Below are 24721 nucleotides of genomic sequence, written 5' to 3' on the forward strand. Positions count from 1 at the left end.
GGTACAGCCAGCCATCCCCATCAGCGCGAAGACAGCCGGGCCCATCTTCAATTCACTGCAATGGCACAGTCGAAGGTTTCCACGGGAGGCACTTCGGGGGCCCAGGGCTGTTGATAAGTCAGGCGCAACCGGCCGGTACCGGCGGCGAATGCCTGGAAGCGCCAGGTCGACACGCCAGCGGCACCGACGATGCCGGCATCTTCCGGATTGCGGTAGACCTCGGGGCCCAGTGCTTTCAACACGCCGCCCGCCGAGTCCTGGATCGCCCAGCGGTAACCGGTGGTGGGGTTGCTGGGCAAGCTGAGGATCATGTTCTGCCCGTTGTTGAGCCGCACCGGACATTCGCTGAGTTTTTCCACGGTCACGTTGTTTTTCGGTTGCGTGGCGCAAGCGCTCAGCAGGGCAAGGCTGACGGGGACGAGCAGGCGGGTGAGGGACATGGGGGCTCCGGCATTCACGACGAATGGTGAGCATAACCGAAGATGCTACGGGGTGTGTCAGATGAGGCCCCATCGCGAGCAGGCTCGCTCCCACAGTGGTTTTATGTTGGTCACCGAATTCGTGTTCAACAAGTAACCCTGTGGGAGCGAGCCTGCTCGCGATGGGGCCATGAAAGGCGTTAAATGAATCTCAGAACAACACCTTCGCCACATCCGCAAAGCGCTTGGCGAAGTGCACTGTGACGCCTTCCTTCAGGTAGTCCGGCAGCTCTTCGAAGTTGCCCCGGTTGGCTTCCGGCAGGATCAGTTCGAGGATTTTCTGCCGGCGCGCCGCGATGACCTTTTCACGCACCCCGCCAATGGGCAGCACATGCCCGGTGAGGGTCAGTTCGCCGGTCATGGCGACCCCTTTCTTCGGTGGCTGGTTACGAGCCAGGGACAGCAGGGCGCTGGCCATAGTCACCCCGGCGCTTGGACCGTCCTTGGGCGTGGCGCCTTCGGGCACGTGCAGGTGGACGAAGGCTTCGTCGAAGAACTTCGGATCGCCGCCGAACAGCTTCAGATGCGAACTGACGTAGCTGTGGGCGATTTCCGCCGATTCCTTCATCACGTCGCCCAGTTGCCCGGTGAGCTTGAAGCCGCGATTGTGGGTGTGGATGCGCGTTGCTTCGATCGGCAGGGTCGCACCGCCCATGCTGGTCCAGGCCAGGCCGGTAATCACGCCGATGCCGGACAGCACCTGCTCGTTGCGGAACACCGGTTTGCCCAGGGACGCCTCAAGGTCTTTCGGCCCGAGCCTGATCACCGCCTTTGGCTCATCGATCAGCTTCATCACCGCCTTGCGTACCAGTTTGCCCAGTTGCTTCTCCAGCTGTCGTACCCCGGCTTCGCGGGCGTAGCCGTCGATCAACGCCTTCAAGGCACCGTCGCTGATGCTCAGGCTGCCCTTGGACACCCCGGCCTTGGCCAGTTGCTTGGGCCACAGGTGACGCTTGGCGATGGCGACTTTTTCTTCGGTGATGTAACCCGACAGGCGAATCACTTCCATCCGGTCCAGCAGCGGGCCGGGGATCGAATCCAGGGTGTTGGCGGTGCACACGAAGAGCACTTTGGACAGGTCCAGGCGCATGTCCAGGTAGTGATCGAGAAACTCGACGTTCTGCTCCGGGTCGAGGGTCTCCAGCAAGGCCGAGGCCGGGTCGCCCTGGTAGCTCTGGCCCATCTTGTCGATCTCGTCGAGCATGATCACCGGGTTCATCACTTCGACGTCTTTGAGCGCCTGCACCAGTTTGCCCGGCTGGGCACCGATGTAGGTACGCCGATGCCCCTTGATCTCGGCTTCGTCGCGCATGCCGCCGACGCTGAAACGGTAGAACGGCCGGCCAAGGGATTCGGCAATGGACTTGCCCACGCTGGTCTTGCCCACGCCCGGCGGGCCCACAAGCAGCACGATAGAGCCGCTGATCTCGCCTTTGTAGGCTCCGACGGCGAGGAATTCGAGGATACGGTCCTTGATGTCGTCCAGGCCGGCGTGATGCTGGTCGAGCACCTTGCGCGCGTGCTTGAGGTCGAGTTTGTCCTGGCCGTATACGCCCCACGGCACTGAGGTCGCCCAGTCGAGGTAGTTGCGGGTGACGGCGTATTCCGGCGAACCGGTTTCCAGGATCGAGAGCTTGTTCATTTCCTCTTCGATACGCTTCTGGGCCTGGGCCGGCAGCGCCTTGCCCTCCAGTCGCTGCTCGAATTGTTCGAGGTCAGCGCTGCGGTCGTCCTTGGTCAGCCCCAATTCCTGCTGGATGACCTTGAGCTGTTCCTTGAGGAAGAACTGGCGCTGATGTTCGCCGATCTTGCTGTTGACCTCGGCGGAAATCTCTTTCTGCAACCGCGCCACTTCGACTTCCTTGCGCAGCATCGGCAGCACTTTCTCCATGCGCTTGAGCATGGGCACGCAGTCGAGCACTTCCTGCAGCTCATTGCCGGTGGCGGAGGTGAGTGCGGCGGCGAAGTCCGTCAGCGGCGACGGGTCGTTGGGGCTGAAGCGGTTGAGGTAGTTCTTCAGCTCTTCGCTGTACAGCGGGTTCAGCGGCAGCAGTTCCTTGATCGCGTTGATCAGCGCCATGCCATAGGCCTTGACCTCGTCGGTCGGCTCGCTGGGCTGGTGCGGGTATTCGACTTCCACCAGGTACGGTGGACGATGGTGCTTGAGCCAGGTGCGGATGCGCACGCGGGTCAGCCCCTGGGCGACGAATTGCAATTTGCCCGCTTCGCGACTGGCGTGGTGCACCTTGACCAGCGTGCCGTACAGCGGCAGCGCCGACGTATCGAAATGACGCGGGTCTTCCTGGGGCGTGTCCATGAAGAACAGCGCCAGGGAATGATGTTCGGACTTGGCCACCAGTTCCAGGGTTTCGGCCCAGGGTTCTTCATTGACGATCACCGGCAGCACCTGGGCCGGGAAGAATGGGCGATTGTGGATGGGGATGATGTAGACCTTGTCCGGCAGGTTCTGGCCGGGTAGCGCCAGGCCGGTGCCGGAAACGGTGTGTTCGATGTGTTCGGAGTCAGCGTATTCGTTCGTGGCTTCAGTAGAGTGCTGGTCGCTCATGGGGCACCTGCGCAATGGGGTATGGAGCTTAGATGGGGCAGGTGGGGGGTGGTTTCAATGGTAGGCGATTGTTAGCGGCTATTTCATGGAGTGCTGTTCAGCGTTGTGACAGGTACTGCGGCAAGGGGAGCGGCCAGTGGCAATGGAGCTTATATGGCGAGGGAACAAGCTCCCCTCGCCATATAAGCATGTTGGATTCAGACGACCCGATTCAAATCGTTATGGCGGGTTTCCTTCAGGCACAGCACGGCGATCACGCTGAGCGCGGCGGCGGCCGACACATAGCCGCCGACATAGCTCAAGCCGCCCACCGCCACCAGTTTCTGGGCAAAGAACGGGGCGGCCGAGGCGCCGACGATGCCGCCCAGGTTATAGGCGGCCGACGCGCCGGTGTAACGCACGTGGGTTGGAAACAGCTCCGGCAGCAAGGCGCCCATGGGGGCGAAGGTCACGCCCATCAGGAACAGCTCGATGCACAGGAACAGCGCCACGCCCGTGGTCGAACCCTGGGTTAGCAAGGGCTCCATGAGAAAGCCCGAGGCAATCGCCAGTACGCCACCGGTGACCAGCACCGGCTTGCGCCCGAAGCGGTCGCTGGCCCAGGCCGACAACGGTGTGGCGGCGGCCATGAACAGCACGGCAAAGCACAACAGAGCAAGGAAGGTCTCGCGGCTGTAGCCGAGGGTGGCGACACCGTAGCTCAGGGAGAACACCGTAGAGATGTAGAACAGCGCATAACACACCACCATCGCCGCCGCGCCCAGCAATGTCGGCGCCCAATACTGGCTGAACAGCTCGACCAGCGGCACTTTCACCCGTTCCTGACGGGCCACAGCGTTGGCGAAGACCGGGGTTTCATGGAGCTTGAGCCGCACATAGAGGCCGACGATCACCAGCACGGCGCTGAGCAGGAACGGGATCCGCCAGCCCCAGGAACGGAACTGCTCGTCGTCCAGGTTCATCGCCAGGGTCAGGAACAGCCCGTTGGCTGCCAGAAAACCAATGGAAGGGCCCAGTTGGGGGAACATGCCGAACCAGGCACGCTTGCCCTTGGGAGCGTTTTCGGTGGCGAGCAGCGCGGCGCCGCCCCATTCACCGCCCAGCCCCAGTCCCTGGCCGAAACGCAACAGGCACAGCAGGAACGGTGCCCAGGCGCCAATGCTGGCATACCCGGGCAGCACGCCGATAAGGGTGGTGCACGCGCCCATCAGCAGCAGCGAGGCCACCAGTGTGGACTTGCGGCCGATCCGGTCGCCAAAGTGACCGAACAGCGCCGAGCCCAGTGGACGGGCGAGGAAGGCGATGCCGAACGTCAGGAAGGACGACAGCATCTGTGCCGTGCCTGACGTCTGTGGAAAGAACACCGGCCCGATCACCAGGGCCGCAGCCGTGGCGTAGACGTAGAAGTCATAGAACTCGATGGCGGTGCCGATGAAGCTCGCGGTCGCCACGCGGGTGGTGGAGTTCGTCGGCTGGGCAGGCACGGCGTCGTTGCTGGTGGTGGTTATCATGCAGTTATCCCTGACAGTCATGTGCTCCGTTGGAGCGAATTATTATGGTTGAACGACTAGGGGTGGCGCTTGTGGTGAACTCTGTGGCGAGGGGATTTATCCCCGCTGGGTCGCTCAGCGGCCCTGAAACCAGGCTACTCGGTGCATCAGGCAGATTGAGTCGACTGTTTTGGGGCTGCTGCGCAGCCCAGCGGGGATAAAATCCCCTCGCCACAGGGGAAGCTCAAGCAGTCGCCGGCACCGAACTGTTATGCCATGCCAGCACCTGACTGACGCGGTTGTCCACGGTCTCGATGATTTCCAGGCGATAACGGCCGATTTTCAGGCAGACCGGGCTTTCGGGAATGGTTTCCAGCGCTTCGGTCACCAACCCGTTGAGGGTCTTGGGGCCGTCGCAAGGCAGGTGCCAGCCCAGGGTCTTGTTCAGTTCGCGAATCGATGCCGCGCCATCGATCATCAGGCGCCCGTCCGGCTGCGGATGCACGTGTGGGTTGTCGAGGCTGTGCTCGCTTTCGAACTCGCCGACAATTTCTTCGAGGATGTCTTCCAGGGTGACGATGCCCAGCACCTCGCCATATTCGTCCACCACCATGCCCAGGCGCCGCTGCTGCTTGTGGAAATTCAGCAGTTGCAGTTGCAGCGGTGTGCTTTCGGGCACGAAGTAAGGTTCGTGGCAGGCGGCCAGCAGCGCCTCCTGGGTCAGGCTCGCGTCCGCCAGCAGATGGCGGATCTGGCGGGTGTTGAGCACCGCTTCGACCTGGTTGATGTCGCTGTGGAAGACCGGCAACCGGGTCCGGCGATTCAAGAGCAACTGCTCGATGATCTCACCGATGGGGTCGTCGAGGTTGATGCCGTCGACTTCGCTACGGGGGACCAGGATGTCGTTGACGGTGATGTTGTCGAGGGCGTGGATGCCGGAAACCGGGTGCGGCCGGCCGGTGCTCTGCTCATGTTCATGTTCGACGCGCGCCGGTGCGGGCATTTCCTCGTCGCTTTGCTGGACGGCACTGGTCTTGCGGGCAAAGGGTCGCAGCAACAGCTCACTCAGGCCATTCAACAGCCAGGCCAGGGGATAAAGCAGCTTCAGTGGTATGCCAAGCAGGGTGTTGCCCAGTGCCAGGATCGCATCGGGGTAGCGGGTAGCCAGCGTGCGCGGCAGGTAGTCGGCGAACACCAGCAGCGCCGCGCTGATGGCGAGCCAGGCGATCCAGGGACCGTTTTCCAGCCAGGTGAAGATCGCCAGCAAGGTGCCGATCACCAGTGCCAGGGCGCGACACAGGGTGTTGCACAGAATCAGGCTGGTCAGGGGGAAGTCCAGCCTCGCCAGCGGCTTGTCGCCGGCGCGCGAAGCCTTGCGCTGGGCCAGCAGGTGGTGCCGGGCGGCTTCGATGGCGGTAAACAGGGCCGCCCAGAGGATCAGCACGACCAGTACAGCGAGCAGCGGCCCCGCGGGCAACCTATCCATCAGCGCCGTCCGTCAGATATGCAGGATGTATTCACGGACCAGTTTGCTGCCGAAGTACGCCAGCATCAGCAGGCAGAAACCGGCCAGGGTCCAGCGAATGGCTTTATGGCCGCGCCAGCCGAGACGGTTGCGGCCCCACAGCAGCACGCTGAACACCACCCATGCCAGGCAGGCCAGCAGGGTCTTGTGCACCAGGTGCTGGGCGAACAGGTTCTCGACGAACAGCCAGCCGGAGATCAACGACATCGACAGCAGCGCCCAGCCGGCCCAGAGGAAGCCGAACAGCAGGCTCTCCATGGTCTGCAGCGGCGGGAAGTTGCGGATCAGTCCGGACGGGTGCTTGTTCTTGAGCTGGTGGTCCTGGACCAGCAGCAGCAAGGCCTGGAACACCGCGATGGTGAACAGGCCATAGGCGAGGATCGATAGCAGGATGTGGGCGAGGATGCCCGGCTCTTCGTCGATGACCTGCACCGTGCCCGACGGCGCGAACTGTGCCAGCAGCACCGTCGCCAGCCCAAGCGGAAAGAGCAGTACCAGCAGGTTTTCCACCGGGATGCGCGAGCAGGCCAGCAGCGTCAGGGCGATCACCGCGACGGCGATCAGGCTGGCGGCGTTGAAAAAGTCCAGGCCCAGGCCGATCGGCGTCATCAGGTGGGTATAAAGGCTGGCCGCGTGGCCAAGCACCGCCAGCACGCCGAGCGTGACCAGCAGGCGTTTGTTCGCCTTGGCACCGGTGGCCAGGCGAGTGCCTTGATAGAGGGTCGCAGCGGCATAAAGGCAGGCGGCGGCGAGGGAGGCAAGCAAGCTGGGTGACAAGGGGAGCATAAATCCTGTTAGGCAAGCCCGAAAGGCGCTGAGTTTGGCATAGAACCCATCCTGCACGAAAGACCGCCGCGAGGTGTACGCGGCCCGCTTCTTCGCTATAATCCGCGACCTGCCCACGCCGCAGGCTCGCCGAGCACATTTTTCACGGTCTGGGCCGCCATTATCCCGGCCTCATACGGGCCTGAAAGGATCGCGCATGTTTGAAAACCTAACCGACCGTCTCTCGCAGACGCTGCGCCATGTCACCGGCAAGGCGAAGCTGACCGAGGACAACATCAAAGACACCCTGCGCGAAGTGCGCATGGCGTTGCTCGAAGCCGACGTCGCCCTGCCGGTGGTCAAGGACTTCGTCAATTCGGTCAAGGAACGCGCCGTCGGCACCGAAGTGTCGCGCAGCCTGACGCCGGGCCAGGCGTTCGTGAAGATCGTCCAGGCCGAACTCGAAAGCCTGATGGGCGCCGCCAACGAAGACCTGAACCTGAGCGCCGTGCCACCGGCCGTGGTACTGATGGCCGGCCTGCAGGGCGCGGGCAAGACCACCACCGCTGGCAAGCTGGCGCGCCTGCTCAAGGAGCGCAAGAAGAAGTCGGTGATGGTGGTGTCCGCGGACGTCTACCGTCCGGCGGCGATCAAGCAGCTGGAAACCCTGGCCAACGACATCGGCGTGACGTTCTTCCCGTCCGACCTGAGCCAGAAGCCAGTGGACATCGCCCAGGCGGCCATCAAGGAAGCGAAGCTCAAGTTCATCGACGTGGTCATCGTCGACACCGCCGGTCGCCTGCACATCGATGAAGAGATGATGGGCGAGATCAAGGCGCTGCATGCCGCGGTCAACCCGGTGGAAACCCTGTTCGTGGTCGATGCCATGACCGGCCAGGACGCAGCCAACACCGCCAAGGCCTTCGGTGACGCGCTGCCGCTGACCGGCGTGATCCTGACCAAGGTCGACGGTGACGCCCGTGGCGGTGCCGCGCTGTCGGTACGGGCCATCACCGGCAAGCCGATCAAGTTCATTGGTATGGGCGAGAAGAGCGAAGCGCTCGAACCGTTCCACCCTGAGCGCATCGCTTCGCGCATCCTGGGCATGGGCGACGTGCTCAGCCTGATCGAGCAGGCCGAGCAGACCCTCGACAAGGAAAAAGCCGACAAGCTTGCGAAGAAATTAAAGAAGGGCAAGGGCTTCGACCTCGAAGACTTCCGCGACCAGCTGCAACAAATGAAGAACATGGGCGGCCTCGGCGGGCTCATGGACAAGCTGCCAAACATCGGCGGCGTGAACCTGGCGCAGATGGGCAACGCCCAGGGCGCGGCTGAAAAGCAGTTCAAGCAGATGGAGGCCATCATCAACTCCATGACCCCGGCCGAGCGCCGCGACCCTGACCTGATCAGTGGTTCGCGCAAGCGCCGTATCGCCATGGGTTCCGGCACCCAGGTGCAGGACATCGGTCGCTTGATCAAGCAGCACAAGCAGATGCAGAAGATGATGAAGAAGTTTTCCACCAAGGGTGGGATGGCCAAGATGATGCGCGGCATGGGCGGCATGCTGCCCGGCGGTGGCATGCCCAAGATGTAGGAATCCAGGTGCCGGCAGTCATGCCGGTGCAACCCACGGGGACGTGGGATCTCCAGCCAACCCGTCATTCGCGGGCGCTGATCGTCGCAGATCTGAATGGCAGGCCGGCACTCGCCGGAAAAAGTCATTTGCAAAAGTCTGGATATTCCTTAGAATATGCGGCCTTTCGGGCACCCATGCCCGCTGTGCATTTAGATTTGCAGCACCGACTACAGGAACGATGTTCACATGCTAACAATCCGTCTTGCCCTTGGCGGCTCCAAAAAGCGCCCGTTTTACCACCTGACCGTAACCGACAGCCGCAACCCGCGTGACGGTTCCCACAAAGAGCAGGTTGGTTTCTTCAACCCTATCGCCCGTGGTCAGGAAGTTCGTCTGTCCGTGAACCAAGAGCGCGTTGCCTACTGGCTGAGCGTTGGTGCACAACCTTCTGAGCGCGTTGCTCAGTTGTTGAAGGAATCGGCTAAGGCTGCGGCCTGAGCAATATGAACGCGACGCCAAAAGATGCTGATGATCTGATCGTTATCGGCAAAATCTATTCTGTACATGGCGTTCGCGGCGAAGTGAAGGTTTATTCCTTTACTGATCCGATCAAGAACCTGTTGGACTACAAAGCCTGGACGCTCAAGCGCGAAGGCAGCGTGAAACAGGTTGAGCTGGTCAGCGGACGCGGGAACGACAAGTTCCTGGTCGCAAAGCTCAAGGGTCTCGATGATCGTGAAGAAGCGCGTCTTCTGGCCGGTTATGAGATCTGCGTGCCGCGCAACCTGTTCCCTGAACTGACCGACGGCGAGTACTACTGGTACCAGCTGGTAGGTCTGAAGGTCATCGACCACCTCGGGCAATTGCTCGGGAAAATCGATCACCTGCTCGAGACCGGTTCGAACGATGTCATGGTGGTCAAGCCTTGCGTCGGCAGCCTGGATGATCGCGAACGCCTGTTGCCCTATACCGGGCAGTGCGTGTTGGCCGTTGACCTAGAGGCAGGCGAGATGAAGGTGGAATGGGATGCGGACTTCTGAACGTGGCCAATTTGCGCGTTGAAGTCATCACGTTGTTTCCCGAGATGTTTTCCGCCATCAGCGAGTACGGCATAACCAGCCGCGCGGTGAAACAGGAGCTGTTGCAGCTGACCTGTTGGAATCCGCGGGACTACACCACGGATCGGCATCACACTGTGGACGATCGCCCGTTTGGCGGTGGTCCGGGCATGGTGATGAAGATCAAGCCCCTGGAAGATGCACTGGTTCAGGCCAGGGCGGCAGCCGGGGAGGGTGCGAAGGTGATCTACCTGTCGCCCCAAGGCCGCCAGCTGACTCAGTCGGCGGTACGCGAACTGGCGAATTCGGATGCGTTGATCCTGATTGCCGGTCGCTATGAAGGCATTGACGAGCGTTTCATTGAAGCTCATGTCGATGAAGAGTGGTCGGTTGGCGACTATGTACTGTCTGGCGGTGAGCTGCCGGCGATGGTCCTGATCGATGCGGTTACACGACTGCTGCCTGGAGCTTTAGGGCATGCAGATTCCGCTGAGGAAGATTCCTTTACGGATGGTCTGCTGGATTGCCCGCACTACACCCGACCGGAGGTGTATGCGGATCAGCGTGTTCCCGACGTGTTGCTAAGTGGCAATCACGCGCACATCCGGCGTTGGCGTTTACAGCAGTCCCTTGGTCGGACCTGGGAACGACGCGCCGATCTTCTGGAAAGCCGCTCGCTTTCTGGAGAAGAGAAGAAGCTGCTCGAGGAATACATCCGCGAGCGGGACGATAGTTAACAACGTATCGATGGTAAGTCCGAGACTTGCCTTAGGAGCACAGCATGACTAACAAAATCATCCTTGCACTCGAAGCAGAGCAGATGACCAAAGAAATCCCTACCTTTGCCCCGGGCGACACCATTGTCGTTCAGGTGAAAGTGAAGGAAGGTGACCGTTCCCGTCTGCAAGCGTTCGAAGGCGTCGTTATCGCCAAGCGTAACCGTGGCGTGAACAGTGCTTTCACCGTTCGTAAAATCTCCAACGGTGTTGGCGTAGAGCGTACTTTCCAGACCTACAGCCCGCAAATCGACAGCATGGCTGTGAAGCGTCGCGGTGACGTGCGTAAAGCCAAGCTGTACTACCTGCGTGACCTGTCCGGTAAAGCAGCTCGCATCAAGGAAAAACTGGCCTGAGTCCAGCTTCCGATGCAAAAAAAGCAGCCTGAGGGCTGCTTTTTTGTTGCCTGCGATTTGCTCTTTGAGCACCCTGCGTACTTTCTTTATCGTATGGATGCAGCGTGCGTGCGCATCCGCCAAGAGTGTTTATGCCAGCCATCGATCATCCGCTGATAGACCAGTTTCTCGACGCCCTGTGGCTGGAGAAAGGGCTTTCCGACAATACCCGTGACGCTTATCGCAGCGATCTGGCGCTGTTCAACGGTTGGTTGCAGGAGAGAAACCTGGAGCTGGCCAATGCCGGCCGGGAGCTGATCCTCGATCACCTGGCGTGGCGCCTGGAGCAGAACTACAAACCGCGTTCAACTGCACGATTTCTCTCCGGCGTGCGTGGGTTCTATCGTTATTTGCTGCGGGAAAAACTGATCGCGCTGGATCCGACCTTGCGGGTGGAGATGCCACAGTTGGGACGTCCGCTGCCCAAATCCTTGTCCGAAGCCGATGTGGAGGCGCTGCTGGCGGCGCCGGACCTCAGCGAAGCCATCGGCCAGCGCGACCGGGCCATGCTGGAGGTTCTGTATGCTTGCGGCCTGCGCGTCACCGAGTTGATCAGCCTGACGCTGGAACAGGTGAACCTGCGCCAGGGTGTCTTGCGGGTGATGGGCAAGGGTAGCAAGGAGCGCCTGGTGCCGATGGGCGAGGAGGCTATCGTCTGGGTCGAGCGCTACCTGCGGGACGGTCGCCATGAACTGCTGGGAGGACGCCCCAGCGACGTATTGTTTCCGAGCCGTAACGGCGACCAGATGACTCGCCAGACGTTCTGGCATCGCATCAAGCACCAGGCCAAGGCCGCCGGGATCGGCAAATCCCTCTCGCCCCACACCTTGCGCCATGCCTTTGCCACGCACCTGCTCAACCACGGCGCCGATCTGCGGGTAGTGCAGATGCTGCTGGGCCACAGCGACCTGTCCACCACCCAGATCTACACCCATGTCGCCCGGGCGCGGTTGCAGGAGCTGCATGCCAGGCATCATCCGCGCGGTTGAACGAAGAACCCTGTGGGAGCGAGCCTGCTCGCGATAGCGGCGGCACATGCTTCCATGGATGCAAGCTGACCCACCGCTATCGCGAGCAGGCTCGCTCCCACATGGGCTGGGGTGCCCCTGTTATTCTCAGCCCGCCATCACTCCAGCAAAGCATCCACCAATGCCTCGCATCAACGGCATTCGGCCCCGCCGGCCTTATGTGGTAGGCTTGGCCGGTTTGCACAGTGGGCGGCCGGAACCGGATCCGCGGGTTGGCGTTCTCCGTCCCATTTGTTCGCCTCAGGAGTTCCCATGCGTTTGATCCAGATGTTCACCGCCGCTGCCATTGCGTTGGCCAGCACCTTTGCCATTGCCGACGACGCAGCGGACAAGGCTATTCGCAAGAGCCTGGAAAACCTTCAGCTCGAAGTACCGATCGAAGCCATCTCCGCCAGCCCGATGTCCGGCCTGTATGAAGTCAAGCTCAAGGGCAGTCGCGTGCTCTACGCCAGCGCCGACGGTCAGTACATCGTCCAGGGCAATCTGTTCGAGCTCAAGGACGGCAAGCCGGTCAACCTCACCGAGCTGACCGAGCGCCAGGGCGTTTCCAAGCTGATCAACGGCATTCCGGTTGCCGAAACCGTGGTCTACCCGGCGGTGGGCGAAACCAAGTCCCATATCACGGTGTTCACCGACACCACGTGCCCGTACTGCCACAAACTGCATGCCGAAGTGCCGGAGCTGAACAAGCGCGGCATCGAAGTGCGCTACGTTGCATTCCCGCGCCAGGGCCTGGGCTCGCCGGGCGACGAGCAATTGCAGGCAGTGTGGTGCTCCAAGGACAAGAAAGCGGCCATGGACAAGATGGTCGATGGCAAGGAAATCAAGGCCGCCAAGTGCGAGAACCCGGTTTCCAAGCAGTTTGCCCTGGGCCAGTCAATAGGCGTGAACGGTACGCCGGCAATTGTTTTGGCGGATGGTCAGGTAATTCCGGGCTACCAGCCGGCGCCGCAAGTCGCCAAACTGGCCCTCGGCGCGAAATAATCATGGGCCATGTGCTGATGAAGAGCATGGCTCGGCGAAAACCTTCGCCGGGCCGTTAAACGCAGAGCCGCGTTGCTGCGCGGCTGTATTTCACGGCCGACCTTGTGTCGGCCGTTTCATGGGGAGTCAAGAGTGAATCCGGTCAAAGTAGGCATCTGTGGGTTAGGTACCGTCGGTGGCGGCACCTTCAACGTACTTCAGCGTAACGCCGAGGAGATTGCCCGCCGTGCCGGGCGTGGAATCGAAGTGGCACAAATTGCCATGCGTACGCCAAAGCCTCAGTTCCAGACGACCGGTATTTCGATTACCAACGACGTATTCGCCGTGGCGGCCAACCCTGAAGTCGATATCGTTATCGAGTTGATGGGCGGCTACACCGTGGCCCGTGAGCTGGTGCTCAAGGCCATCGAAAACGGCAAGCACGTGGTCACCGCCAACAAGGCACTGATCGCCGTGCACGGTAATGAAATTTTCGCCAAGGCCCGTGAAAAAGGCGTGATTGTAGCGTTCGAAGCCGCCGTGGCCGGTGGCATCCCGGTGATCAAGGCCATCCGCGAAGGCCTGTCGGCCAACCGCATCAATTGGGTCGCCGGTATCATCAACGGCACCGGTAACTTCATCCTCACCGAAATGCGCGAGAAGGGCCGGACCTTCGAGGACGTGCTCACCGAAGCCCAGGCCCTGGGTTATGCCGAGGCCGATCCGACGTTCGACGTGGAAGGCATCGATGCGGCGCACAAGCTGACGATCCTGGCGTCCATCGCCTTTGGTATTCCGTTGCAGTTCGACAAGGCCTACACCGAAGGCATCACTCGGCTGACCACAGCAGACGTGAACTATGCCGAAGCCCTGGGCTACCGCATCAAGCACCTGGGGGTTGCCCGCAGCACCGCCAGTGGCATCGAGCTGCGCGTGCATCCGACGCTGATCCCGGCCGACCGCCTGATCGCCAACGTCAACGGCGTGATGAACGCCGTGATGGTCAACGGTGATGCCTCTGGCTCGACCCTGTTCTACGGCGCCGGCGCCGGCATGGAACCGACCGCCTCGTCGGTTGTGGCCGACCTGGTGGACGTAGTGCGTGCCATGACGTCCGATCCGGAAAACCGTGTGCCGCACCTGGCGTTCCAGCCGGACTCTCTGTCGGCTCATCCGATTCTTCCGATCGAAGCGTGCGAAAGTGCCTACTACTTGCGTATACAGGCCAAGGACCATCCGGGTGTACTGGCCCAGGTGGCGAGCATCCTGTCGGAGCGCGGCATCAACATCGAGTCGATCATGCAGAAGGAAGTCGAGGAGCATGACGGCCTCGTGCCGATGATCCTGCTGACCCACCGTGTGGTCGAGCAGCGTATCAACGACGCGATTGCAGCGCTGGAAGCGCTCCAGGACGTGGTAGGCCCTGTGGTCCGTATCCGCGTAGAACATCTGAATTAATTCAGCTGCAAGCGGCAAGCCACAAGCTACAAGTTGAAAGCGGATCGGCTTCTACTTGTAGCTTGCAGCTTGCAGCTTGAAGCTCAAACCAAAGGTTTGCCCCCATGCGCTATATCAGCACCCGCGGCCAGGCACCGGCCCTGAATTTCGAAGATGTCCTGCTGGCCGGCCTGGCCACGGACGGCGGCCTCTACGTGCCGGAAAACCTGCCGCGTTTCACCCAGGAAGAAATTGCCTCCTGGGCCGGCCTGCCGTATCACGAGCTGGCCTTCCGGGTCATGCGTCCGTTCGTCACCGGCAGCATCCCGGACGCCGACTTCAAGAAGATCCTGGAAGAGACCTATAGCGTCTTTTCCCACAACGCCATTGCCCCACTGCGTCAGCTCAACGGCAATGAATGGGTGATGGAGCTGTTCCACGGCCCGACCCTGGCATTCAAGGACTTCGCCCTGCAATTGCTCGGTCGTCTGCTGGACTACGTACTGCACAAGCGTGGCGAGCGCGTGGTCATTGTCGGCGCTACCTCCGGCGACACTGGTTCGGCCGCCATCGAAGGTTGCAAGCACTGCGAGAACGTCGACATCTTCATCCTGCATCCGCACAACCGTGTCTCGGAAGTGCAACGTCGCCAGATGACAACGATCTTCGGCGATAACATCCACAACATCGCCATCGAAGGCAACTTCGATGACTGCCAGGAAATGGTCAAGGCCAGTTTCGCCGACCAGGGCTTCCTCAAGGGCACGCGGCTGGTGGCAGTGAACTCGATCAACTGGGCGCGGATCATGGCCCAGATCGTCTATTACTTCCACGCGGCCCTGCAGTTGGGCGGTCCGGCCCGTTCGGTGTCGTTCTCGGTACCCACCGGCAACTTCGGTGACATCTTCGCCGGCTATCTGGCGCGCAACATGGGCCTGCCGATCAATCAACTGATCGTCGCCACCAACCGCAACGACATCCTGCACCGCTTCATGAGCGGCAACCAGTACGTCAAGGAAACCCTGCACGCCACGCTGTCGCCTTCCATGGACATCATGGTGTCGTCGAACTTTGAGCGCCTGTTGTTCGACCTGCACGGTCGCAACGGCGCGGCGATTGCCGGCCTGATGGACAGTTTCCGCCAGGGTGGCGGTTTCAGCGTCGAGGCCGAGCGCTGGACCGAAGCCCGCAAGCTGTTCGACTCCCTGGCGGTGGACGACGCACAGACCTGCGAAACCATTGCCGAGGTGTTCGGGCAGAGCGGCGAGTTGCTGGATCCGCACACGGCCATCGGCGTGCGTGCGGCCCGTGAGTGCCGCCGCAGCCTGGATATCCCGATGGTGATCCTGGGAACCGCTCACCCGGTCAAGTTCCCGGAAGCGGTAGAGAAAGCCGGTGTAGGAAAAGCGCTTGAACTACCTGCACATCTTTCGGATTTGTTTGAGCGAGAAGAGCGCTGCACAGTGCTGCCGAATGACTTGAAAGCCGTACAGGCCTTTGTCAGTCAGCATGGCAACCGTGGCAAGCCTCTCTGATCGCTGAAACCTGTCACATTTTGAAGCCCGTCTCCTGACGGGCTTTCTTGTTTCTGCATGCCAAACTGATCGGGTTTTCGCCCATGGGAGGGACGGGCGAGTCATCTCGAAGGAAGTGCAGATGTTGTTTTTTATCAAATGCAAACCAGCGTTGGGCTGGATGACAGGGCTGGTCCTGATGTGCTGGATGCAGTGGGGCGGCGCGGCGCAGTTGGCAGCCTTTGAGGCGCCGCCGTTCCAGTCCGGCGAGCGGCTGGTGCTGGACGCGCGGGAATTGCAGTGGATCGAGGAGCACCCCAGGGTCGTCGTGGCGTCGATGCAGTTTCCGTTGTACCTGTTCAAGAATGAGCGTGGCCAGTGGAACGGGTTGAACAACGACATTCTCCTGCGTATTGCACGCATGACGGGCCTCGAGTTCGTGCACCGCGAGTCATTCTCCCCCGGCCAGTTGCTGGCGATGCTGGAGCGGGGCGAGGCCGACATGACGACCACCATGGCGATGAACGATGAACGCCGGGACTTCCTCAACTTCAGCCACGCATTTGGTGGTTCCGGCTGGGTATTCGTCGGTCGCGCCGGAGAGCCGGCGCTCCGTTCGCTGGAACAGCTGGAGGGGAAGGTCCTGGCGCTGCCGGCACGGCATGCCTTGGAGACGGAGATCCGCCGTGATCACCCCGCCGTCGAATTGCGCACGGTCAAGACCTATGCAGAGGCGAGGGCGCTGGTGGAGAGTGGGGAAGCCTATGCCACCATCGAAAACGAAACCGGGGTGCATCTCTATCCGGCGGGACAGTTGAAAGTAGGAAAAAACCTCGATGGCAAGTGGGAGCCGGACTATCTGGCTGTACGTCAGGATCTACTGCCACTGCTGAGTATCCTGAATAAGGCACTGGAAGCGTTTCCAGCCGAGGAAATGCGTGCCCTGCGTTCCAAGTGGATGGCGGGTGTCGTCCCCGGCAAGGCGCCCTCGCTTTGGCTGCGCGTGTCCCAATGGGGCTACTGGTGTGTCGTCGTGCTCGGGGTGTCCGGCCTTCTGTCGCTGCTGTGGAATCGCCGCCTGCAGATACAGATCGATCAGCGCCACAAGGCCGAAGCGGTCCTCAACGACCAGGTGATGCTCCAGAGGGCCTTGATGGATGCGATCCCCGATCCGATTTTCATCCGTGATCTCGAAGGGCGCCTGCTCATGTGCAACAAGAGCTACGAAGAACAGTTCGCGACCCGCTTCGAAAAGCTGCGAGGAACACGCCTGACCGACTGCCCTGCGTTTCCGGTGGCCACGGCCGAGTTGCTGCATGGGGAGATGATGGAGCAGTTGCGAACCGGACAGTCCCGCTTCAGCGACCGCCAGGTGCTGTTCAGCAGTGGATTACGGGATATCCACCATTGGTCGGTGCCGTTCTACGGCGCCGATGGACAGCTGCGTGGTCTCCTGGGGGGCTGGAGCGATGTCGGGCGGAGATGGCGGCGTTCTGAACGGATCCTGGCCTGATGCGACATACAATGGCTCCCGCGACGGCTGTTGTTTCTCTGTCATATTGAACGCGCATGCTCGGTTCAACGGATTCCAGGTGTGCCGGTTCGGTGCGCTGACGAACTTTCTGCTGCGGCCCACGGTCACTTACTGTGCACATGCAGTTGTTTTCGGACTATTGAAGGGTGATCGAATGGAAAGTATCAGCCTATTGCTGGGTGAGGCTTTGAGCCCGTATCAGGTCACGCTGACCCCCTCCGGCGCCGCTGGCGAATGCCTGGTGACGCTGAAGAATGCTTCTGGAGCCATCATGGTTGAGCGGCTGTTCAATCAGGCGCAGTTGACCGACAAGCGTCAACTGACGGACGTGGTCGATGGTCTGCATCGGGATGTGCTGATCGCCGAGGGACGCCTGGAGCCCTGTGTGATCGCGGCACTGCGTAATTTGGCTCGCGACAAGGTCATGACCGCAGCGAATTGAAAGGCAGGTTGTGGGAACCTTCCTACCACCTGGGGAGTCAGACCTTTTACCAACAAGATCGAGCATTGTGCTCCGGTGCTTGTCGCTTGTTGTACGGACCTCGAATGGTCACGTTTAACCCCGAGTCGTCTCCCCACTTCTCGGGTTTCTTTTTGCCTGTCGTTTTCCTTCCCGACGTGGAAACGCCTCAACGGACGGTTCCACGTTCGACACTTTCAGATCGCCCCCTCCGTGCGCAAGCGAGCGATTTGCTGCGCGTCGTAGCCAAGCTCGCCGAGCACCTGGGCATTGTGCTCCCCGAGCGTTGGCCCGACCCATTCGGCGCTGCCCGGCGTGTCGGACAGTTTAGGAACGATGCCCGGCATTTTGAACGCCTTGCCATCTGGCAGTTTGGCTTGCAGGAACATTTCACGGGCCAGGAATTGTGGGTCGCTGAACATGTCTTCGGCGCTGAAGATCCGGCTGGCTGGCACTTCGGCACGGTTCAACTGTTCGATGACGGTATCGAGCGGCAGTGAATTGACCCAGCGATCGATGACGCCGTACAACTCGTCGCGGCGATTGTCACGGCCGTCATTGCTGGCCAATTGCGGGTCATTGGCCAGGTCGTCACGACCGATGAGCTGCATGAACCGTTTGAAGATCGCGTCGCCATTGGCGCCGATCTGCACATGCTTGCCATCGGCGCTGGTGTGAATCGATGACGGGGTGATGCCGGGCATGATATTGCCGGTGCGCTCGCGGATGAAACCGAATACGTCGAACTCCGGCACCATGCTCTCCATCATGGCGAATATCGCCTCGTACAACGCCACGTCCACCACTTGCCCGCTGCCGCCATTGACTTCGCGGTGACGCAGGGCCATCAGCGCGCCGATCACGCCCCACAGCGCGGCGATGGAGTCACCGATGGAAATTCCGGTGCGCACCGGCGGCCGGTCTTCGAACCCGGTGATGTAGCGCAGGCCGCCCATGGATTCGCCCACTGCGCCAAACCCTGGCTGATCCTTCATCGGCCCGGTCTGGCCGAAACCGGAGAGACGCACCATCACCAGTTTCGGGTTCAATGCGTGCAGCACTTCCCAACCCAGGCCGAGTTTTTCCAGTACGCCGGGACGAAAGTTCTCGATCAGGATGTCGGCTTCGCCAATCAACTGTTTCAAAATCGCCAGACCGTCGGGGTGCTTCAGGTTCAGGGTCAGGGATTTCTTGTTGCGCGCCTGGACGAACCACCACAGGGAGGTGCCTTCATACAACTTGCGCCACTTGCGCAGCGGATCTCCGCCGTCGGGCGATTCGACCTTGACCACTTCGGCACCGAATTCTGCACAGATCCGCGAGGCGAAAGGCCCGGCGATCAGGGTGCCGAGTTCGATGACTTTGACCCCGGCGAGGGGTTTGGCTGTGAGCGACATGAAAGATCCTGTAGGACAAAACGGAACGAATAGAGCGTTTTATCATAGGCCAGCGTCAGTCGCCGCAGGTTGATGGTCGGCAATTCGTGGATTTGCCGTTTCATCGGTTAGACTTGCCGCCTTTCCACGTATCAAGAAGCCCGTTCATGGCCCAGCCGTCCACGACCTACAAGTTTGAACTGAACCTCACCGACCTCGACCGCAATGTCTACGAGAATGTGAAGCAGACCATCGCCCGCCATCCTTCGGAAACCGAGGAGCGCATGACCGTGCGGTTGCTGGCCTACGCGCTCTGGTACAACGAGCTGCTGTCGTTTGGTCGCGGTCTGTCAGATGTCGATGAACCAGCGCTGTGGGAAAAAAGCCTGGATGACCGCGTGCTGCACTGGATCGAAGTCGGTCAGCCCGACGTCGATCGCCTGACCTGGTGCTCGCGTCGTACCGAACGCACCAGCCTGCTGGCCTATGGCAGCCTGCGGGTCTGGGAAGGCAAGGTGATTCCGGCGGTAAAAGGCCTGAAGAACGTCAACATCGCCGCCGTGCCCCAAGACGTGCTGGAAACCCTGGCCCAGGACATGCCCCGCGTGATCAAGTGGGATGTCATGATCAGCGAAGGGACGATATTCGTGACCGACGACCGCGGCCAGCATGAAGTCCAGTTGCAGTGGTTGCTGGGCGAGCGCGGTTGATTCATGTGGGAGCGAGCAGGCTCGCTCCCACATGCAGCTCTTTTGCCGATAGTTTCAATGACCCATAGAAGAATGTCCGTCACCCCATGCGCATAGAACCCCGCCAGCTCCCCGACACCCTGCCGTTCCTCGGTGACCTGCCGCCCCTGCTGACCCGCCTGTACGCGGCGCGTGGCGTGCAGTCCGAGGCCGAATTGGACAAGAGCCTGGCGCGCCTGATTCCCTACCAGCAGCTCAAAGGCATCGATGCGGCGGTGGACCTGCTGGTGGTGGCCCTGGAACAGCGCCAGCGGATCCTGATCGTCGGCGACTTCGATGCCGACGGCGCGACGGCCAGTACCGTGGGCCTGTTGGGGCTGCGCCTGCTGGGGGCGGCCCATGTCGACTATCTGGTGCCCAATCGCTTCGAATACGGCTACGGGCTGACCCCGGAAATCGTCGAGGTCGCCCTGACCCGCGAGCCGCAACTGCTGATCACCGTGGACAACGGCATTTCCAGCGTGGAAGGCGTGGCGGCGGCGAAAGCGGCAGGCCTCAAGGTACTGGTAACCGACCACCACTTGCCGGGCACCGAGTTGCCGGCGGCCGATGCCATCGTCAATCCGAACCAGCCGGGGTGTGAATTCCCGAGCAAGGCGCTGGCGGGTGTCGGGGTGATTTTCTACGTGCTGATGGCCCTGCGTGCGCGGCTGCGCGGCTTGGGTTGGTACGCCAGCAAACCGCAGCCGAACATCGGTGAATTGCTGGACCTGGTGGCCCTGGGCAGCGTGGCCGACGTGGTGCCCCTGGACGCCAACAACCGGATCCTCGTGCATCAGGGCCTGGAGCGCATTCGCGCCGGGCGCGCGCGTCCTGGCATCAAAGCCATTCTGGAAGTGGCCAAGCGTGATCACTCGCGCATTACCTCCACCGATCTCGGCTTCATCCTGGGGCCGCGCCTGAATGCGGCGGGGCGCCTGGACGATATGAGCCTGGGCATCGAATGCCTGCTCACCGACGACGAGGCGCTGGCCCGGGAAATGGCCGCGCAGCTGGATGGCATGAACCAGGATCGCAAATCCATCGAGCAGGGCATGCAGCGCGAGGCGCTGGCCCAGCTCAAGGAACTGCCGGTGGAATCGATGCCGTTCGGTCTGTGCCTGTTCGATCCGCAGTGGCACCAGGGCGTCATCGGCATCCTGGCCTCCCGCATGAAAGAGCGTTACTTCCGACCGACCATTGCCTTTGCCGATGCTGGAGACGGCATGCTCAAAGGCTCTGGCCGCTCGGTGCAGGGGTTTCATATTCGCGACGCCCTGAGCGTCGTGGCGGCGCAGCATCCGACCCTGATCACCAAGTACGGCGGTCATGCCATGGCGGCAGGGCTGTCATTGCCGGAGGCGAATTTTCCGTTGTTCGCCGAGGCGTTCGACGCGGAAGTGCGCAGGCAATTGCGTGAAGAAGACCTGACCGGGCGCCTGTTGTCGGATGGCACCCTGGCGGTGGAAGAGTTCCACCTGGAACTGGCCCGGGCCCTGCGCCATGCCGGGCCCTGGGGCCAGCATTTTCCAGAGCCGATGTTCCACGGCGTGTTCCAGCTGGTAGAACAGCGGGTGGTGGGTGAGCGGCACCTGAAGGTGGTCCTCAAGAGCGAGTGCGGTTCGGTGAAGCTCGATGGCATCGCCTTTGGCATCGACCGCGACATCTGGCCGAACCCGACCGTGCGCTGGGTCGAACTGGCCTACAAACTCGACCTCAACGAGTTTCGTGGCCAGGAAACGGTGCAGTTGATGATTGCCCATATCGAGCCGCGGTAGGCCACAGATTCCCCAAGGCGATGATCCCCCTCGCCACAGGAGCTTGTTTTAAACGCGGAACCCTGCCTTATCCCCGGTTGTCGACTAGGCTCTAAACACTGGTTGATAGCCCTTGTGACGTCTTGTCCATTTTCTTTGCCCGCGGGGGCGGGTGCTGCACCTTTTGTCACTCGTCGACTTTTCAAACAGAACCTGGAGCCTGCCCACTGATTCGAAGAGGTGCCCCATGAGTCTGCTGCTTGAACCCTATACCGTACGCCAATTGACCCTGCCCAATCGCATCGCGGTATCACCGATGTGCCAGTATTCGAGCGTCGATGGCCTGGCCAACGACTGGCATCTGGTGCACCTCGGTAGCCGTGCTGTGGGCGGTGCCGGCCTGGTATTCACCGAAGCCACCGCGGTCACTGCCGACGGTCGCATCACCGCCCAGGACCTGGGGCTGTGGAACGATGAACAGATCGAGCCGCTGCAACGCATCACCCGTTTCATCACCGCCCTGGGGGCCGTGCCGGGCATTCAACTGGCCCATGCCGGGCGCAAGGCCAGTACCTGGCGGCCCTGGTTGGGCAAGCATGGCAGCGTGAAACCCGCGGATGGCGGCTGGGTGCCAGTCGGTCCCTCGCCGATTGCCTTCGACCCGCAGCACACGCAGCCGTCCCAACTGGACGAAGGACAGATCAACGCTGTCGTCCAGGCGTTCGTGGACGCGGCCAGACGCGCCTTGACGGCCGGGTTCAAGGTGGTCGAGGTCCACGCGGCCCATGGTTACCTGCTGCATCAGTTTCTGTCTCCGCTGAGCAATCAGCGGCGCGATCAATACGGTGGGTCGTTCGAAAACCGTATCCGGCTGGTGCTGCAGGTCACCGAAGCGGTCAGGGCTGTATGGCCCCAGGAGCTGCCAGTGTTCGTCCGTGTCTCGGCCACCGACTGGGTCGAGGACGGCTGGAACCCTGATGAGACCGTCGAGTTGGCGCGGCGATTCAGGGCGTTGGGGGTGGATCTGATCGATGTGTCATCGGGCGGTACCGCGGCGAATGCGGAGATCCCCACCGGTCCGGGTTACCAGACGCGTTTTGCTGAACGGGTACGCAAGGAGTCGGAAATCGCCACCGGCACCGTCGGCATGATCACCGAACCGGCCCAGGCCGAGCACATCCTGCGAACCTGTCAGGCCGACATCATTTTCCTGGCCCGCGAGTTGTTGCGCGATCCGTACTGGGCGCTGCATGCCGATGATGACCTGGGCGGGCGCAAGGCGGTATGGCCGGCGCAGTATCAGCGGGCGACCCATCGGGACCAGCCGATTCATGAGTCGGATCTGCGGGACTGACTGTTCCTGGTGAAAACAAAGCCCCGGTCGTTCAGGCCGGGGCTTTTCTTTAGTTGAAATTTACTCTGCCTGGACGGCCTCATCGCGAGCAGGCTCGCTCTCACAAGGAATTCCTACGCAATGAGATCAACGAGTGGGAGCGAGCCTGCTCGCGATGGGGCCAGCCCGGACGATCAACAACCATCAGGGATACTTGCGCCTATCCGGCGCCGGCGGGAAGTACTGGTACAGCCAGGTCTCGCTCAGGGTCCGGTCCTTGGTGCGAATGAACAGGCGCATCTCCACCGGGTCCACGCGGTCGTCGGTCGGGTACCAGTCGAAGGTAATGCGATAGCCCTTGATCGCATCCACCACCAGCACGTTGAAGTCCTTCACCTCGCCATGGGAGCAGGTCACCACCGGTTCGATACCGGTGCCAGGGGGTTGCTGGTCGAGACCGCCGCCACTGAAGTCCACGGCAAAGCGTCGCGCCCAGACGGTCGGGTAATGCTCGCCCGGTGCCCAACCCTCGATGAACCCGCCCATACCGGAACGGCTCGCGTGGACCTGGGCCAGCTCGGTGCTCACCGGTGGCAGGGCGCTCCAGTAGAGTTTGTAGCCGTAGTTCAGCGAATCGCCGGCCGCGACCGGTTTCTTCGGCGACCAGAACGCGACGATGTTATCCAGGGTTTCGCCGGTGGTAGGAATTTCCAGCAGATCCACAGAGCCTTCGCCCCAGGCCGTTGTCGGCTCGACCCACAGGCTTGGGCGCTTGCTGTACCAATCCACCGTGTCCTGGTAGCTCTCGAAGCTATGGTCGGTCTGCACCAGGCCGAAGCCTTTCGGGTTCTTGTCGGCAAAGGCGTTGAATTGCAGGGTGGCGGGATTGTTCAGCGGGCGGCAGACCCATTCGCCATTGCCACGCCACATGGCCAGTCGGTCGGAGTCGTGGATCTGTGGGTGAATGGTGTCGCACATGCGTCGCTCGACAGTACCGCAGCTGAACATGCTGGTCATCGGCGCAATGCCCAGTTGCTCGATGGCGGTCCGGGCGTTGATGTGGGCATCGACTTCCATCACGACCCGGGTGGGCTGGCAGTCGATATCAAAGCGATACGCCCCGGTGGCGCTGGGGGAATCGAGCAGGGCGTAGACCACGAAGCGGGTGCTGTTCTTGTCCGGGGTTTCGAACCAGAACTGGGTGAAGTCCGGAAATTCCTCACGGTGCTTGGCATACGTATCGATTGCCAATCCACGGGCCGAGAGCCCGTACTGGCCACTGGCGTCCACGGCGCGGAAATAACTGGCGCCCAGAAACGAAACGATGTCGTGCCGGTCCAGCTCCGGTGCCTTGAAGGCACGGAACCCGGAGAACCCCAGGTCACCCTTCAGTTGCGCGGTGTTGACCGTGGTTTTCTCGTAGTTGAACAACTCCGGGCGGAAATGCACTTCACGGGCCAGGCGAGTCTTCGGATCGACACTGTGCATGCGCACCGGCTGTTTGAAACCCATGCCGACGTGGAAAAACTGTACGTCCAGTTGGCCATCCAGTTCATTCCACAGCGAATGATTGGCGTCATACCGGATAGCGTTGAACTGCAGTGGCGACATCATCGCCAATGTTTCTGGCAAGACTTGTTTGGTATCGACGTAACGTTGCCCGGCCAGCCGCTTGGCCTGGTCTTTCAGGTTCTTGAAGTCGAAGGGGCGGGCTTCGCCGTCTGCCGTCTGGTCGGCGGCCCAGGCCCGTGCCGCCATGAGACCCGAAGCCGAAAGCCCGGTATAGGCGGCGAAAGCCATGGAGGCCTTGAGCAGGTTCCTGCGATGCATAAATACAACCTTTCTCGAAACAATCCCCAGCCGTTCCTGGCAACAGGACTGATACAACTGATAAAGGAGTTCGGACATGCCTTTGGCCAAACGCGACGAACGTTAAAACAGATGCCTGAGAACCGGATCGG

At 61.3% G+C, this 24721-nt stretch carries 21 protein-coding genes; 14 read left to right on the forward strand and 7 right to left on the reverse strand.

The genetic code is table 11. The features are described 5' to 3' along the window. Positions 1-47: 47 nt before the first annotated feature. The 5 genes from LOY35_RS05455 to LOY35_RS05475 form a co-directional block, all read right to left on the reverse strand. Positions 48-440: a protease inhibitor I42 family protein gene (locus LOY35_RS05455; RefSeq protein ID WP_041020627.1), complete on the reverse strand. Its 393-nt coding sequence runs from the start codon at positions 438-440 to the stop codon at positions 48-50. A 190-nt stretch (positions 441-630) separates the two neighbouring features. Next, the gene (gene lon, locus LOY35_RS05460; protein ID WP_258631256.1) at positions 631-3045 is read right to left on the reverse strand and encodes an endopeptidase La; all 2415 of its coding nucleotides are present in this window, start codon (positions 3043-3045) and stop codon (positions 631-633) included. Positions 3046-3242: 197 nt separating this feature from the next. Beyond that, positions 3243-4556 carry an MFS transporter gene (locus tag LOY35_RS05465; RefSeq protein WP_258631257.1) on the reverse strand — a complete coding sequence of 438 codons (1314 nt, stop codon included), beginning with the start codon at positions 4554-4556 and terminating at the stop codon, positions 3243-3245. A gap of 223 nt (positions 4557-4779) precedes the next feature. Next, positions 4780-6021, reverse strand: a complete 1242-nt coding sequence (locus tag LOY35_RS05470) for a CNNM domain-containing protein (protein ID WP_258631258.1) — start codon at positions 6019-6021, stop codon at positions 4780-4782. Positions 6022-6033: 12 nt separating this feature from the next. After that, the gene (locus LOY35_RS05475) at positions 6034-6846 is read right to left on the reverse strand and encodes an inner membrane protein YpjD (protein ID WP_047702128.1); all 813 of its coding nucleotides are present in this window, start codon (positions 6844-6846) and stop codon (positions 6034-6036) included. 196 nt (positions 6847-7042) lie between these two features. On the opposite strand from LOY35_RS05475, the gene ffh reads away from it, so the two are divergent. From ffh to LOY35_RS05530, 11 genes are all read left to right on the forward strand, one after another. After that, on the forward strand, positions 7043-8419 hold the full coding sequence (ffh, locus tag LOY35_RS05480) for a signal recognition particle protein (protein ID WP_024778942.1): 1377 nt from the start codon (positions 7043-7045) through the stop codon (positions 8417-8419). 228 nt (positions 8420-8647) lie between these two features. After that, entirely contained in the window at positions 8648-8899 is a 252-nt protein-coding gene (rpsP, locus tag LOY35_RS05485; protein WP_007927680.1) for a 30S ribosomal protein S16, read from the forward strand. A gap of 5 nt (positions 8900-8904) precedes the next feature. Further along, the gene (rimM, locus tag LOY35_RS05490; protein WP_258631260.1) at positions 8905-9441 is read left to right on the forward strand and encodes a ribosome maturation factor RimM; all 537 of its coding nucleotides are present in this window, start codon (positions 8905-8907) and stop codon (positions 9439-9441) included. After that, the gene (gene trmD, locus LOY35_RS05495; RefSeq protein ID WP_258631263.1) at positions 9423-10196 is read left to right on the forward strand and encodes a tRNA (guanosine(37)-N1)-methyltransferase TrmD; all 774 of its coding nucleotides are present in this window, start codon (positions 9423-9425) and stop codon (positions 10194-10196) included. Before rimM ends, trmD begins: the two co-directional genes overlap by 19 nt. A 44-nt stretch (positions 10197-10240) precedes the next feature. Further along, on the forward strand, positions 10241-10591 hold the full coding sequence (rplS, locus tag LOY35_RS05500) for a 50S ribosomal protein L19 (RefSeq protein WP_003175895.1): 351 nt from the start codon (positions 10241-10243) through the stop codon (positions 10589-10591). Between the two features lie 131 nt (positions 10592-10722). Beyond that, positions 10723-11619, forward strand: coding sequence for a site-specific tyrosine recombinase XerD (xerD, locus tag LOY35_RS05505; protein WP_258631265.1), 897 nt, complete (start codon positions 10723-10725; stop codon positions 11617-11619). 291 nt (positions 11620-11910) lie between these two features. Further along, entirely contained in the window at positions 11911-12642 is a 732-nt protein-coding gene (locus tag LOY35_RS05510; RefSeq protein WP_047702125.1) for a DsbC family protein, read from the forward strand. A 132-nt stretch (positions 12643-12774) separates the two neighbouring features. Continuing rightward, positions 12775-14079 carry a homoserine dehydrogenase gene (locus LOY35_RS05515; protein WP_258631267.1) on the forward strand — a complete coding sequence of 435 codons (1305 nt, stop codon included), beginning with the start codon at positions 12775-12777 and terminating at the stop codon, positions 14077-14079. A 104-nt stretch (positions 14080-14183) separates the two neighbouring features. Next, on the forward strand, positions 14184-15593 hold the full coding sequence (thrC, locus tag LOY35_RS05520) for a threonine synthase (protein ID WP_258631269.1): 1410 nt from the start codon (positions 14184-14186) through the stop codon (positions 15591-15593). A gap of 121 nt (positions 15594-15714) precedes the next feature. After that, entirely contained in the window at positions 15715-17085 is a 1371-nt protein-coding gene (locus LOY35_RS05525) for a transporter substrate-binding domain-containing protein (RefSeq protein ID WP_258631271.1), read from the forward strand. Between the two features lie 175 nt (positions 17086-17260). Next, positions 17261-17548 carry a DUF3509 domain-containing protein gene (locus LOY35_RS05530; RefSeq protein WP_258631273.1) on the forward strand — a complete coding sequence of 96 codons (288 nt, stop codon included), beginning with the start codon at positions 17261-17263 and terminating at the stop codon, positions 17546-17548. Between the two features lie 215 nt (positions 17549-17763). Here the strand turns inward: LOY35_RS05530 and LOY35_RS05535 are convergent, their stop codons facing one another. Continuing rightward, a complete protein-coding gene (locus LOY35_RS05535) occupies positions 17764-18963 on the reverse strand; it encodes a CaiB/BaiF CoA-transferase family protein (RefSeq protein ID WP_258631274.1) in 1200 nt (399 codons plus the stop codon). Between the two features lie 146 nt (positions 18964-19109). On the opposite strand from LOY35_RS05535, the gene LOY35_RS05540 reads away from it, so the two are divergent. The 3 genes from LOY35_RS05540 (at position 19110) to LOY35_RS05550 (ending at position 22781) form a co-directional block, all read left to right on the forward strand. Continuing rightward, a complete protein-coding gene (locus tag LOY35_RS05540) occupies positions 19110-19652 on the forward strand; it encodes a YaeQ family protein (RefSeq protein ID WP_144923247.1) in 543 nt (180 codons plus the stop codon). Positions 19653-19738: 86 nt separating this feature from the next. Continuing rightward, positions 19739-21448: a single-stranded-DNA-specific exonuclease RecJ gene (gene recJ, locus LOY35_RS05545; protein WP_258631276.1), complete on the forward strand. Its 1710-nt coding sequence runs from the start codon at positions 19739-19741 to the stop codon at positions 21446-21448. A 226-nt stretch (positions 21449-21674) separates the two neighbouring features. After that, positions 21675-22781 (forward strand): NADH:flavin oxidoreductase/NADH oxidase, encoded by a 1107-nt coding sequence (locus LOY35_RS05550; RefSeq protein ID WP_258631277.1) that lies wholly within the window; start codon positions 21675-21677, stop codon positions 22779-22781. Positions 22782-22964: 183 nt separating this feature from the next. Here LOY35_RS05550 and LOY35_RS05555 read toward each other — a convergent pair whose 3' ends face one another. Continuing rightward, positions 22965-24590, reverse strand: coding sequence for a glucan biosynthesis protein D (locus LOY35_RS05555; protein WP_258631279.1), 1626 nt, complete (start codon positions 24588-24590; stop codon positions 22965-22967). Between the last annotated feature and the right edge of the window lie 131 nt (positions 24591-24721).

Origin of the sequence: Pseudomonas sp. B21-028 (assembly GCF_024749045.1) — a bacterium.
Lineage (GTDB): Bacteria > Pseudomonadota > Gammaproteobacteria > Pseudomonadales > Pseudomonadaceae > Aquipseudomonas.